Source organism: Clostridiaceae bacterium HFYG-1003 (assembly GCA_024579835.1).
Classification (GTDB): Bacteria; Bacillota; Clostridia; order Clostridiales; family Clostridiaceae; genus JG1575.
This window is the reverse complement of the sequence record CP102060.1, coordinates 1,148,429-1,162,102: the sequence shown is the minus strand read 5'-3', so window position 1 is coordinate 1,162,102 and position 13,674 is coordinate 1,148,429. Positions and strand designations below refer to the sequence as shown.

General features: G+C 51.4%; 10 protein-coding genes. 1 reads left to right on the top strand and 9 read right to left on the bottom strand.

Annotation, left to right across the window (positions count from 1 at the left end; translation table 11 throughout):
- Positions 1–467 precede the first annotated feature (467 nt).
- The 3 genes from NQU17_05300 to NQU17_05290 form a co-directional block, all read right to left on the bottom strand.
- Positions 468–1,301, bottom strand: coding sequence for a deoxyribonuclease IV (locus tag NQU17_05300; protein UUM13463.1), 834 nt, complete (start codon positions 1,299–1,301; stop codon positions 468–470).
- Between the two features lie 226 nt (positions 1,302–1,527).
- Positions 1,528–4,548: an SMC family ATPase gene (locus NQU17_05295; GenBank protein ID UUM12977.1), complete on the bottom strand. Its 3,021-nt coding sequence runs from the start codon at positions 4,546–4,548 to the stop codon at positions 1,528–1,530.
- The gene (locus NQU17_05290) at positions 4,545–5,684 is read right to left on the bottom strand and encodes an exonuclease SbcCD subunit D (GenBank protein UUM12976.1); all 1,140 of its coding nucleotides are present in this window, start codon (positions 5,682–5,684) and stop codon (positions 4,545–4,547) included. The genes NQU17_05295 and NQU17_05290 overlap by 4 nt, the downstream gene beginning before the upstream one ends.
- Positions 5,685–5,802: 118 nt before the next feature.
- Here NQU17_05290 and NQU17_05285 point away from each other — a divergent pair, with 118 nt between their 5' ends.
- Positions 5,803–6,423, top strand: coding sequence for a GNAT family N-acetyltransferase (locus tag NQU17_05285; protein UUM12975.1), 621 nt, complete (start codon positions 5,803–5,805; stop codon positions 6,421–6,423).
- A 119-nt stretch (positions 6,424–6,542) separates the two neighbouring features.
- Here the strand turns inward: NQU17_05285 and NQU17_05280 are convergent, their stop codons facing one another.
- The 6 genes from NQU17_05280 to der form a co-directional block, all read right to left on the bottom strand.
- On the bottom strand, positions 6,543–8,084 hold the full coding sequence (locus NQU17_05280; GenBank protein UUM12974.1) for a DHHW family protein: 1,542 nt from the start codon (positions 8,082–8,084) through the stop codon (positions 6,543–6,545).
- Positions 8,085–8,095: 11 nt separating this feature from the next.
- Positions 8,096–9,496 (bottom strand): MBOAT family protein, encoded by a 1,401-nt coding sequence (locus NQU17_05275; GenBank protein UUM12973.1) that lies wholly within the window; start codon positions 9,494–9,496, stop codon positions 8,096–8,098.
- A gap of 15 nt (positions 9,497–9,511) precedes the next feature.
- Positions 9,512–10,018 carry a DUF4358 domain-containing protein gene (locus NQU17_05270; protein ID UUM12972.1) on the bottom strand — a complete coding sequence of 169 codons (507 nt, stop codon included), beginning with the start codon at positions 10,016–10,018 and terminating at the stop codon, positions 9,512–9,514.
- On the bottom strand, positions 10,015–10,818 hold the full coding sequence (locus NQU17_05265; GenBank protein UUM12971.1) for a GDSL-type esterase/lipase family protein: 804 nt from the start codon (positions 10,816–10,818) through the stop codon (positions 10,015–10,017). The genes NQU17_05270 and NQU17_05265 overlap by 4 nt, the downstream gene beginning before the upstream one ends.
- 555 nt (positions 10,819–11,373) lie before the next feature.
- Positions 11,374–12,357: an NAD(P)H-dependent glycerol-3-phosphate dehydrogenase gene (locus NQU17_05260; GenBank protein ID UUM12970.1), complete on the bottom strand. Its 984-nt coding sequence runs from the start codon at positions 12,355–12,357 to the stop codon at positions 11,374–11,376.
- Entirely contained in the window at positions 12,354–13,673 is a 1,320-nt protein-coding gene (gene der / locus NQU17_05255; GenBank protein ID UUM12969.1) for a ribosome biogenesis GTPase Der, read from the bottom strand. The genes NQU17_05260 and der overlap by 4 nt, the downstream gene beginning before the upstream one ends.
- Position 13,674: the final 1 nt, after the last annotated feature.

Genomic DNA, 13,674 nt, shown 5'->3' with positions numbered 1-13,674 from the left:
GATCGTTGGTTTCTGACTCAAGAATAGCATGAGGTTCTTTCAAACTGTCATTAACAATCTTTGATTCGGGTAAGCACTTTCTGAACTGAGTGAACTGAAATTGAGTTATGTATCCATGTTGAAAACAATTGATCCTTATATTCATTAATCATACGTTTAATTAATATAATCTCATGTCAAATGGCTATATTGTAAAATAATTAGTGGAATATGAATAAGATACTCCTTAATAACAGGAGCCTTTATAAGCCTTTATAGATGTAAATCCGCCTGCTGACTGACTTGAGAGGCTACATTTGATATCGGGTTTCTCAGGTTATCTTAGCTTCATTTTTGACTTTTCAGCTCAAGGATCCAGGAAAGAGATCCTGTACGCTTCGTGAACGAAAAGGTTCTGGCTGGGAACCGAAATAAAAAAAACAATAAAAAAAGAACCGATCTTTCAATCAGTTCTCTTGAATCCTTATCTATGGAATGAGTATCGCTTCACTCCAGTGGCGTCTCAGGAGTTCTATTTCTCGGGCATATCCATCCAGATCATTGGGGGTTTCCAGATAAAACGGAAGATGCTTCAGCCGGGGATGATTGATGATTCGAATCATCGCAGGCAAGCCGATCGTCCCTTCGCCGATTTTTTCATGGCGATCCTTGCGGCTTCCCGGGAGATTTTTCGAATCATTCAAGTGGATCGCTTTCAATCGCTCCAGTCCGAGGATCTGATCAAATTCCTGCAGAACGCCCTCCAGGTCATTCACGATATCATAGCCGGCATCATGGACATGACAGGTATCAAGGCACACGCCCAGCACCTGGCGATGGGGCACACGAGCTATGATTTCAGCCAGTTCCTCAAATCGGCTGCCAATTTCAGTTCCTTTCCCTGCCATGGTTTCCAGGAGAATGGTCGTCTTCAGGTCGCGCTGAGTCAGCCGGTCCAGGGCTTCCACGATCAGGCGGGTTCCTTCTTCTTTTCCCTGACCGACATGGCAGCCGGGATGAAAATTGTACAGATTTCCCGGAATCGACTCCATTTCCAGAAGATCTTCTTCCAGTACCAATGCTGCAAAATCCCTCACTGAGTCCGTTCCGGAAGCCGGATTCAGGGTATAGGGAGCATGAGCCAGAATGACCCTGGGCGAATCCTTCAGAAAGAGGGCAAGATCCTTCGGATCCTGCTTCTTTTTCTGACTCCCCCGGGGATTCCGGGAGAAGTATTGATAGGTCGATGCGCCGATCTGGGCCATCGTCTGATTCATGGCAGCAAAACCGCCGCTGGAAGACAAGTGAGAGCCAATCAGCAGCTTCTGCCTGTCCGGCTTATATTCAGCTTCATCGGAAGCGGATGGATCAGAGAAAGTGTTTCTTGGGTTTTTATTCTGTTTCAGGATGGGTGGTCCTCCTTTATCATTTTTTTGAATTTAGGGCTAATTCTTAATTGGCTTATCTGAACTGCTGATCAAGTCCAATGAGCGGCTGCTCCCGTTGATTCCTTCGAATCAGCCGGGAGCAGCCGTCTCTGGATTCTTCCTAGAGCTTAACCACTTTGATGACCGAGCCTTCTTCGCGCCGGTTCTCTACGACAATTTGAATCGGAATGCGCTCTTTCAGTTCTTCCACGTGTGAAATAATTCCCACCAGACGCCCCAGTCCCTGCAGTTCAAGGATAGTTTCCATGGCCGAGTCCAGGGACTCATGGTCCAGGGTGCCAAATCCTTCATCAATGAAAATGGTATCCAGCCGAATCCCGGCATTTTTTTCCTGAATAAAGTCCGACAGGCCCAGGGCCAGAGCCAATGAAGCCTTGAAGCCTTCTCCGCCCGAAAGCGTTTTAACGTCCCGTTGGGAATTCGAGTAGGCGTCGAATACATTCAGATCCAGTCCCTCAATCCTGGATTTTCCGCCGGAGTCCTGACTCTGGCGCAGCAGCGTGAAGCGACCCGAAGTCATCTTCTTCAGTCGTTCGTTGGCATTGATCAGGACGCCGTCAAGATAGTAGCCCAGCACATAATTTTCAAACGTCGTACCCTTGCCGGTGGTTGTGTCCAGCCGGACGGCCACGTCGAGTTTCTCGCGGTAATGCTTGTAGTCGGAAAGTGCGCTTTCCAGTTTGATCAGCGCATTGTCAAGGGCGGATTCCCGCCGGATGGCAGCATTGTTCTCATGACCCAGGGCTGTTTCCCTGGCCTTCAGATCATTGATCTGATTCTGCAGATCCGTCAGATCCGATCGAACTTTCCCTTCCAGCTGACGCCGCATCAGTTCCAGATTGCTTTGGTCATTAGCCAACTTCCGGAAGAAACCTTCCGCGCCTTGCCGCAGAATATCCTCCTGATCCAATTTTGCTTCAAGCGCCAGGAATTCCTCCCGGCTCAGGTCCAGCTTCTCCAGCCCCTCGTTGAGCTGTGTCTCAAGCTGTCCTGCCTCTCCGTCCAGGCGAAGAATCTCTTCCTTCATGGACTCAGCGGAGGCTTTCAGCCGGGCCACCGCTTCCGCTGATGTGTGACGCGTTTGCTCCGCGTGCTGTATGGCCTGACTCAATGAAGCGTCTTCCCGCTTCAGTCCGGCTGCCCTGCTTTGGAGCAGGGCTTCATCCAGCCCCGCCGTCTGATGGTACAGATCATCCAGGCGGGCTTTTAGACTCGTTGCCTGTTCCTTTTGGGCGTCGAACCGGGTCTGGACATCTCCCAGTGCCTGGATCTCCTGATCCGCCCTCTCCCGGTCCCGCTGATTCTGACGAAGTCTGTCCTGGGTCTGTTCCAGTTTCGACTGACTCGTCCGGATCTGACTCACCAGGAGTTCGAGCTGGGCTTTCCCTTCCGCCACACTGGCTTCCCGTGAGGATGGATCCATGGTTTCTTCAAGCTCGGCCAACTCTGCGGATTTTTCCTGTGTTTGCTTTAACAGAAGAGCAAGGCGGCTCTCTGTCTGATCCAGATCGCGCTCCAGCTGGCGGACCAGCTGTTCCTGAGCTCTGATCTGACTTTGGGTAACAGCGGAATGAACCCGGAACGGAGTGGGATGATCCTTGCTGCCGCAGAGCGGGCAGGGCTGGTCGTCTTTCAGATGATGGACGAACTGCCCAAGACCCTGACGTTCGAATTCTTCGCGCAGCTGTTCCAGCCGGCGCCGATTCTCCTGCCCTTCCCTGGTGGAGGGAACAATTTTTTCTTGGCAGATTTGTGTTTCCGCAGAAAAATCTGCCAGGGACTGCTTCAGCTTCTGCCAGGTGATTCGATGTTCCAGTTGGCGCCGCAGGGTCTGATAGTCCTCTTTCCCCCGGGAGACCTCCGTCAGATAGCGGACTTCTTCTCCTGCCAGCTTCTCGCGTTCTTCCGTCAAAGTCTGTCGGGCGCCAGCCCACTGCTGCAGGGATTGCAGCTGCGCGGTCAAAGCCATCAGCTGGCTGGCTGCCTGGTTGTAAACAGTTTTGGCCTGCTGGCATTGAATCAGCCGAGTCAGCTGTTCCTGGATCCGTTCCAGTTCCAGAGTCAGTTCTTTCAGCCGACTCTGCCGCTGCGGGTTCTGAGCGTAGTCAGACTGTGCCGTGATCAGAGCAGCCTCTGCGGTTTCCAAATTGCGGGCAAGATCCTCCTCATCCTGGTGGCGCCGGGTTAAGGTCAGACGATTACTGACGAGACTTTTCTGCAGTACGGTCAGCGGTCGGATTCGGTTGATCTGCCGTGCCATTTCCAGGTCCGCCTGATAGCTTTGTTCCTGGTTCCTGGCAATCTCAATTTTCTGCTGAAGTTCACCTGCCTGAATCAGCTGCTTGTTGATGCGGGTTCCTTCCTCCAGCCGCAGGCTCAGTACATCCAGCTGACTGCGATAGAGATCCAAACTGCTTCGGAACGTTTCACAGGCTGCTTTGGCTTCCTTCCAGTCCTCCTGCAGGATCTGCCGGATTTCATCGGGGTCGGCGGCCTGGCTGGCTCGCGGCGAAATCCGCTTCTCGGTTTCAATGAGATGATGCGCCCGGTCAACCTCTCGGCGGATTGCCGCCAGTTTCTGGCGGATCTTTTCCCGAATCAGGGCATAGTGATCCGTATCAAACAATTTGCGCAGGATATCGGATTTATCCTTGGAGGATGCCGCCAGAAAGTTTCGAAACTCGCCCTGAGGCAGCATGACGATCTTGCAGAACTGGTCCGCAGTCAGTCCCAGAACATCAAACAGCTTCTGTCGGATGTCAGTAATCTTGGTCAGAGCTTCGTCCTCCCGATCATCGACGACCAGGATCTGTTTTGCTCCTCGCTGACCCTTTTGCCAGCGTCGGACACAATATTCATGAGTTCCGGCGCGGAAGCGGAACTCGACATTGAAATCATCGTCCGGACCGATCAGGTGTGAACGCAGATCGTTCGGCGAACGCTGGCTGGTAGTGGCAACGCCGTACAGGGCAAAGCTGATCGCGTCAAAGATGCTGGTTTTGCCGGAACCGGTGGGGCCGGACACCAGAAACAGCCCATCATCTATAAATTCGTCAAAATGAATCTCAGTTGGTTTTTTGAAGGTCAGAAAGCCTTCCATTTTCAAATAGATCGGGATCATGCTTCCACCTCCATTTCCCGGAAAATATCATCCATGAAGGTCTGTTCGTCCTCCGTCATGTCGCGCTGATTCTTGTCATGAAAGAAATCAGCAAACAGCTTGCGGGTATCCGCTTTTCGAATGGCTTCCTGATCTACTCTCAGCTCATAGTCTGATTCCAGCCGGGAATAGGCCAGACTGATGATATTGGGGTAAAGCTGTGACAGCCGGGCAAAGGCCTGATCCACCCGTTCGGCATCGGTCAGCGTTACGGCAAGAAAGTCATCCTTTTTTTCCAGAAATCCGGTCTGCATCAGTTCAGCAAAGGTTCCCTGGATTTTTTTCAAGTCCCGCAGCAGACGAACCGGTACCAGTTCAATCCGGCACTGACCATCTTGATCCATTTCCACCCAGGTGATGGATTTTTTGTGATCGGCTTCCGAGGCGGAGTATTTAAGAAGTGATCCGGCATAGCGGACACAATCCCGGCCGACTTTCTGCGGCTTGTGCAGATGTCCCAGCGCAACATACTGGAATGGATCAAGCACTGAATGGTCAATGACATCCTCTCCGCCGATGGAGATCCGGCGTTCCGATTCCGACTCTTCCGGACTTTGCCCGTTTACCCCGAAGTAATGATGGGCCGCCAGGATTTTTCGATGATCATCCGCTGGAACGCAGGTCAGCATCTGTCGTACCGTCTCGGTATGATCCCTGGTATCGGTGATTTCGAAAATGGCTCGGGCACCATGCATGTCCTTATACGGCATGAGATATAAGTCCACCGGACCATGTTCATCATGCAGCGTGATCCGCTTCAGCGGGTTTTTCAGACTGCCGCAGATATGATACCCTGACCGTTTCAGCAGACTGCCCATTTCCTCCAGCCGGCGGGAGGAATCATGATTGCCCGAAATGGCGTATACGGGAATGTTGTGATCCAGCACCAGCCGGGTAATAAAATCGTCATACACGGCAATCGCTTCTTCGCGAGGGACCGAACGATCGTAGATGTCTCCGGCAATCAGTACAAAATCAGGGTTTCGGTCCTGGGCCAACTTGAGCACCTGTTCCAGGACGAACGCCTGATCCTCCAGCATCGAACGCATTTCAAACGTACGGCCAATATGGAGATCTCCTAAATGGATAAATTTCAACGCCAACTTCCTCCTGTGAATTCAATACTTCCATTTTAACATGCAGAGCAGTCATTTCCGGTTGCATTCATGGGTTTGTAAACCTATACTGAAAGAAAAGGAACGAAGGAGGCTGACCATGGCACAGCGGATCAAAATGGTGAAATATCTTGATTCCAATCCGCCCAGCGGGCTCGATATCCGGCCCGTGGACAAAGATCGGATCCGAGAGATTGCAAAAATCATGCTGGATTCCTACATTGACACACCGGACTACGAAGGTGAATCCCTGAATGATACCATCAAGGAGATCTCGATGGTATTCCGTGGTTATTATGGTCAATTCCTCGAAGATGCTTCCTTTTTAATCTGCAACGAAGAAGATGAGATTGTGTCCTGTCTCTTTGTCTGTGACTTTAAAAATGAGGCGACAATCACCTATCTCTTCACCCGCAAGGATCATTTAGGGCGGGGATTCGCGACGGCTCTGATCCACAGTGCCGAACACGCCTTGCTCGACAAGGGCTATGACCGCATTTTCCTGTTTGTTTCCCGAAACAACAACCCAGCCGTTCAGTTGTACCTGAACCTGGGCTTCATGGAAATTCCGCTCAACACCTCCCCCATCGACCGCGAGTTCCTCAAGGAAGTTCGCGAGTGGGAACTGAACTTCAGTCCCATCGGAGATGAACGGACAATCGCCCAGATCATTGACCATGAATTCGAGATCGACTCCACCCGTCCCGTCGAATCCCGCTGACAGGAAATAAAAAAGCCTTGAAACAGGCCTCAAGAACAGGCAGGTACCGTAAGCAACGATACCTGCCTGTTTTATCATTTATGTGTGACGAGGAGACGGAATACCTGGATTCTGCTCAATCAGGGATTTGTCAGCGGATTGCCTTCCAGTGTAAATTCCGCGGCAACCTGCGCCGAATTGTTGTAGGTCTGGACAACCCGGTACTGGCCAGGCTCCAGGATGCCGAAGGCATTCTTGAGCTGGACGGCGAATTCCGCATTGGCTGACGGACCCAGCGTCCGGAGCTTGGTATCCCAAGCATAAGAGGGGTTTTCCGTCAGTTTCTCCCACTTTCCATCTTGCTTTATTTCCAGGCTGACCCGCCGATTGTAGGAAAGTTCCATCTTGCTGTTGTTGCGCAGGGTCACTTTCAGCAGCTGCTCGGCATAGGGATCAAAATTAGTGCTCAGGGTTACCGTATCCGGCTTGATGGCGGGAGCCGTCTCGTCGATCCGGTCAATCTCCAGGCCATCGCCCAGGTTAAGAATGGAATGATCATCATTGAAGGTATTGATGTTATAGAGGATCAGTACGTCAGTAATCAGATACTGATCGACCAGAGCATTGACGTCCCCGGTGTAGTAACGCAGATCCACCATGGTAATTTCGTTGAAATCCTTCGTGACGAAGGGAACAAAGGCATTGGCATAGGAATCCTTGATGATGAGCAGGCGCCGGTCATTGGTACTGGAGGTCGTGATGCGCACCACCGGGTAATTGCCGCCAAGGAACGTCAGGTATTTGTCCTGCCCGTCCACCAGATCCATCTGATAGAGCGAAGTCAGCTTTTTCTGCTCCTCGGTCAGATTGACAACGAGGTCTTCCGGGACTTTCGGCACATAGAGATTCAGATCATCCGGAGCATCCGGTGCTATGCCGGATTTTGCCGTCAGGGTTCCCAGAAAGTCCTGGGATACCTTGCGGATGTCATATTCCCCTTCCGTCCGCGGAGCCAGTCGAATGGACTTCAGATACTCTTCCTGAGCCAGGAAGGCTCCTTCCTGGGTCCAGTGATGGTCGCTCTTGAAGTAGAGATACCTGGCTTTTTGTTCCGAGAAGCGGGGAATCAGATCGATCTTGTTGATTTTGACGGAGAGCTGCTCATAAAACTCCTTGAGATAGTCGGTCTGGCTTGCGGTCGGCGCGAAGGGCGGCAGCTTGTCTTTCAGAATCTCGACTTTGGTCGGCACCAGCATGACGCTGACCTTCTGGGTGGGATGAGCTTTGACAAAAGCGTTGATCACCTGAGCCTTCTCCGAGGTCAATGCGGCCGGATTGGGGCTGAACTTATCGATCAGAACATCTCCGGCATGAATATATACTTCATTGTTTTCCTGCCGCTGCAGAAGTCGTTCCATTCCCGCCTTGATGCAAATCATTCGATCGCGCAGCGGAAACTGGTCTTCCAGGTAGCCGCCCAGCTGTTTCTGAAACGAGCCGTCCATAAATCCGGTCAGTGTGAAGGCAGGCCGCTGTTTCAGCGACCGGTTCTCCACGGCGGAAAAGGCCTGATCCGGCAGAGCCAGATGGAATCCCAAAATCAACAGTAATCCGGAGATGAAAAAGATCAGCAGCGTTCGACGGTATTGACGCAAATGGAGGTTCATTTTCTTTCTGGTCATTCTGTCCCCTCCTAGAATCCAATGTACATGGACGGCGAAAAGCTCTGGTTCAGCAAATAGGCAATGGACACAAGGAACAGGATCAACAGACTGATCAGGAAAAAGCCCAGGCGTGACCGGTTCATCTTAAGTTTCATCAGGCTCAGGCGCCGGAACAGAGCCGGCCGGGTCAGGACGATGCCCAGAATCAGAATGGGCAGGTAGGTGTAGAGATAATAGATCCCTGATGCATCCCATAGACCCGATCCCCGGCCAAGCAGTGCCAGGAGGTATCCGCCCGCATGGGTCAAGCTGGTGGTATCAAACAGCACCCAGCCAATCATGACAGCCGCGAGTGTATAGGCGTTGGCCAGGAATCCGGGAATCCGGGAGAGTATTTTTTTCAGGGCAAAGCGCTCGATCAGGATCAGAACACCAAAGTACAATCCCCAGACAATGAAGTTCCAGGACGCGCCATGCCACAGCCCGGTGGTAAACCAGACGGTAAAGACCGCCAGCAGCAGCTTACCCAGTCCTTCGCGGGAACCGCCCATCGGGATGTAGAGGTAATCCCGGAACCAGCGTCCCAGAGTCATGTGCCAGCGCCGCCAGAATTCAGAGACACTTTTTGAGATGTAGGGAAAATCAAAGTTTTCCTGAAGCTGAAAGCCGAACAGATTCGCCACTCCGATGGCCATATCCATATAGCCGGAGAAATCGAAGTAAATATAGAGGGTGAAAGCGGTCACTCCGACCCAGGCAAAGAGCAGGGACAGATTTCCAGGGTCCGTGGTCTTAGCTACATTCCAGAGAGCACCCAGGGTATTGGCCAGGAATACTTTCTTGAAGAGGCCCACGATAAAGCGCTCGGCTCCTTCCGCCATAAGATTGGGGCGAATCAGCCGCTCGCCCAGCTGAGGCTGGATCTCGTCATAGCGCATGATCGGACCTGAGGCAAGCTGCGGGAACATCAGGCAGAAAAGTCCAAGGCGAAGTGGATTACGCTCCGCCGTGAATCGTTTCTGGTAGACATCAATGTTGTAGGAGAGGACCTGAAACGTGTAGAAAGATATTCCAAGGGGCTGAGCCAGCCGTTCCGCATACAATCGGGTACCGAACAGCACATTGAAGTTCATGAAAAAGAACCCGAGGTACTTAAAGACAAACAGCAGCAACAGATTCAAGGTAACAATTCCGATCAGCATCGTCTTGCGAGCATCGGGTATCAGAATTCGATCCATGACCAGGGTCAGTCCGTAGTTCAAGAGGACTGATCCGGCGATGAGCGCCAGATATTGAGGATTGCCCCAGCTGAAAAACAGGATGCTCAAAAAAAGCATGGTGATGTCCCGTGCTTTAACTGGTGTTGCATAATAGATCAAAAGGGACAGGGGCAGGAACAGGAAAATAAACGAGATGCTGTTAAATATCACGGCAATATCTCTCCATTAACGAAAACTCAGATCCAGGGCTGCTTTGACTTCCTGGACGTTGCGGCTGGAAATAAAAATCAGAAATCTGCCCTGAACCTTCAGGACGGAATCTTCCAACAGCCGGGCTTCTTCCGGCCGGTAATTGCGATACATGTCTGACCGGGCAGTCCGCCGATTTTCAATCACCTGACGGAATCCGGCCAGGCTGGATTCTTCCTTCGCTTCCAAAACAAGGATCTCCGAGGCATCCATGGCGCTCTTGGGCGCGAAATAGACAAATTGCTCCAGATCCCGGTCTGAAATGCCATAATTTTTGCGCAGTGTCTGTTCATCTCCGGTCATCATGACCGTCAGATCGGCTTTCTGTTCCACCGCGGCGCGAATCTGGGCGAAGTCCGGTGAGCCAAAATGGATGATTCCGGCAAGAGACAGAGCGAAAAACATGCTCAGGACGAGTCCGGTGATTACGGATGCGTTGCGCACCCCTTCCCGGTGACGGTGTAAAAAAGATTGTATTTTCATCGTTTTTCAATAAACTCCCGTTTGATGAAGTTGAAGAAATCCGTATAAAACTGCGGTTTGACATGAATTCCATCCGGTTCATAGAGCTCTTCCGTAACGACGCTGGAAATATCCATGTAAATCGCATTGGATTCATCGGCCAGTGTCTGGATGCCTTTATTGAAGGCTTCCCGACGTGTCTTTGCCAGCGCCGGCTGCTTCTGAATTGCTTTGGCATTAGAAGGCAGAATGGAGAGCAGCACGATTTCAGTCTGGGGCAGCTTTCCCCGGATCTGCTCCAGCAAGGTGCGATAACTGGCCGTAAATGCATCGGCCGAGGAGAAGTTTTCCAAATCATTCATGCCATACCAGAGAAAAATCCGGGCCGGCGACAGATTGGACAACAGCGCCACATCCTCTGTGGCTGTCTTGGTATTGCGCCCTACTTTGGCAACCACATTGGAGGGCGGCAGCAAATCGTAGAGGGATATGGACTGAGTGATGGAATCGCCCATGAAAATTGCGTCTTCGAAATATTTCCGGTTGGGAATCTCGGCCACGGCGATCTTGCCTATGCCATACTGCTCTTTGATTGAGCGCAGTCTGGCTTCGATCTCGGTAACGGACTTGGCCTCCATCGCCCGTACGACCTGGCGATTAATTTCAATCTGACGCGCTGCTTCGTTCTTCTGATGCTGACGAACTGCAAAATAGCCCACGATGATCAAAAAAATCAGGGCAGCCAGCCCGATCCGTCCCCACCGGTATTTCGTTTTTCTTTTTTTTCGATTATTATATGGTTTATTCAATGGTTTTGCCATGTATGATCGTCCTTTTCTGCCCGGGGATATGAACTATCTTGTTTTTTCCAAAACAAAACGGAAACCCAGTCTGCGTTCCTTTTCCTATTATACATGAAGTTGAATGAAAACTGGGAAATGAGCTAAAAAAAGCCAACACAGTCTTATTGACTATCCGATCGAACATCCTCAAACAGCACCATCAGAATAACCAGTCAACGCCAACTGATCTCAATCCCTATGATCCCTTCACTTCATATAAATCTTCTGTTTACCCTGTTACCCTGTTACCCTGTTTCCTCTGATTCCTTGGTTTATAAGTATCTCTTGGCTCCCTTAATTCCATTGGTTCTCTGGTTGTCTGCTTTCCAGGTTCTCTGATTTTCCCTTATTCTCTTGGTTCTCAGGTTCTATTACTTTTCTTGAATCACCCAGAAGACAGACAGAAAAAAATCGCCGAATCCCTGGCTATTTTGGGCTGGGATTCGGCGTTTAGGGTATGAGGTGTGATTAATATGTGATGTTGTCAAATATCCTTGGATGTCTTATTGATATCCAAGGATGACAGCCCTTGATTTATTCCCGCTTCAGTTCCCGGTTCATCAGATTGATGACCGCGTCGCGAGGCGTAACATCTTCAAACAGGATCTGGTGAACGGCGTCGGTAATGGGCATTTCGACATTGTACTTTTTCGCCAGCTCAAAAAATGCCTGTGTGGCTTTAATGCCTTCCACTACCATGCCTACTTCTTTCGTCGCTTCATCCATGGATTTTCCTTGGCCGATCAGAATTCCGCAGCGCCGATTGCGGCTGTGCATGGAGGTGCAGGTTACAATGAGGTCTCCGATTCCGGTCAGGCCATAGAAGGTCTCGGTCTCGGCGCCCATCTTTTCTCCGATGCGGATGATCTCAGTCATGCCTCGGGTCATCAGGGCTGCCTTGGCATTGTCGCCATAACCGATTCCGTCGGAGATCCCCGCCGCCAGCGCGATGATGTTCTTAACCGCGCCGCCAATTTCCACGCCCATCAGGTCATGGTTGCGGTAGACGCGCAGGCTGTTGCTGGAAAAAGCTTCCTGTACTCGCACCATGGCGAGTTCGTTGCGGGAAGATGCCACCAGCGTAGTCGGGAGTCCCTGCGCCACTTCTTCGGCATGGGATGGACCGGACAGAATCACCGGGTCCTTGTCCAGCACTTCAAAGATCGTTTGGGACAGGGGCTTCAGGCTCTTTGGATCAACACCTTTGGCGATGCTGACGATAATTTCATCTCCGGATAAATATGGTTTGATCTTTCCGGAGACTTCACGAATGGAAGAGGATGGGACGGCCAGGACCACCATATCACGGTGATTCAGTGCCTCCCCTAAATCTACAGTGGCCCGTAAGCTTTCCGGCAGACGGATCCCCTGAAGATATTTCCCATTGGTGTGCTGTTCGTTGACTTCCCGGACGCGTTCCTCGTTCCGTTCCCACAACATAACTTCATGACCGTTCTGAGTCATGGCTTTCGCCAATGCGGTCCCAAAGGACCCTCCCCCTAAAAATGTGATCTTCAACTCTCTTTCCTCTCTCTGAATTCCATTTTTATTCCGGTGCCTTCGAAATCAAAGCTGGCTCGCAGCTGATTTTCCAAGTATCTCATATAGGAGAAATGGAGCAGAGCCGGATCATTTACAAAGAAAATAAATGTCGGTGGGCGAACTCCGGTTTGGGTGACATAATACACCTTGAGCCGGCGGTTGGAGACCACCGGGGGTTCCTTCATCAGAAGCGCCTTGGAAATGACATCATTGAGGATACCGGTGGAAATCCGGCGATTGTAGTTTTCAAATACTCTGGCCACTTCTTTTAAAACCTTGTGCGAGCGCAGTCCGGTTTTGGCGGAAATGAACAGGAACGGAACATAATTCAGGAAGTGGAAGCGCACTCTCAGTTCTTTGGTGAAGCGGTCCATGGTCTTGTCATCCTTCTCCACCAGATCCCACTTGTTTACAATGATCAGCAGCCCCTTCTTCATTTCATGGGCATAGCCGATGATCTTTTCATCCTGTTCGGTAGCTCCTTCACTGGCATCAATGAGCAGAGCGATGACATCAGCCCGTTCAATGGAGGTCATGGTGCGCAGGCCTGAATAACGCTCGATTTCCTCGCGCACTTTCGCCTTGCGCCGCAGACCGGCGGTATCAACCACAACAAATTTGCCTTCTTCGGTTTCCAGGTAGGAATCGATGGCATCCCGGGTGGTGCCAGGAATGTCCGTTACGATGCTGCGTTCCTCACCCAGAAGCCGGTTCACGAGGGACGATTTGCCGACGTTTGGTTTTCCGACAAAGGCGACCCGGATGGTCTCGTCTTCTTCCTCGGCTGCCTCGGCTGCCGGGAAATGAGCCACGACTTCATCCAGCATATCGCCCAGATTCAGTCCCTGGCTGCTGGAAATCGCAAAGGGTTCGCCCATGCCCAGATTATAGAATTCATAGGCATTGGCGGATTCATGCAGATTATCGATCTTGTTGACAGCCAGCACGACGGGTTTGCCGGAGCGGCGCAGCATGGAGGCGACTTCCCGGTCAGCATCGGCCAGACCGGTCTTGCCGTCCACCATGAAGATGATGACATCGGCGGTTTCCATCGCAATTTCAGCCTGACGGCGCATCTGCGAGAGGATCTCATCCTCTGAGGTCGGTTCGATTCCACCGGTATCGATGAGGCGGAAATCATGACTGAGCCAGTCGGCGTCAGCATAAATCCGATCCCGGGTTACGCCTGGCGTATCCTCGACAATGGCGATCCGATGACCGGCCAGACGGTTAAACAGTGTCGATTTTCCTACATTGGGGCGCCCGACAATGGCGACGATTGGTTTTCCCATA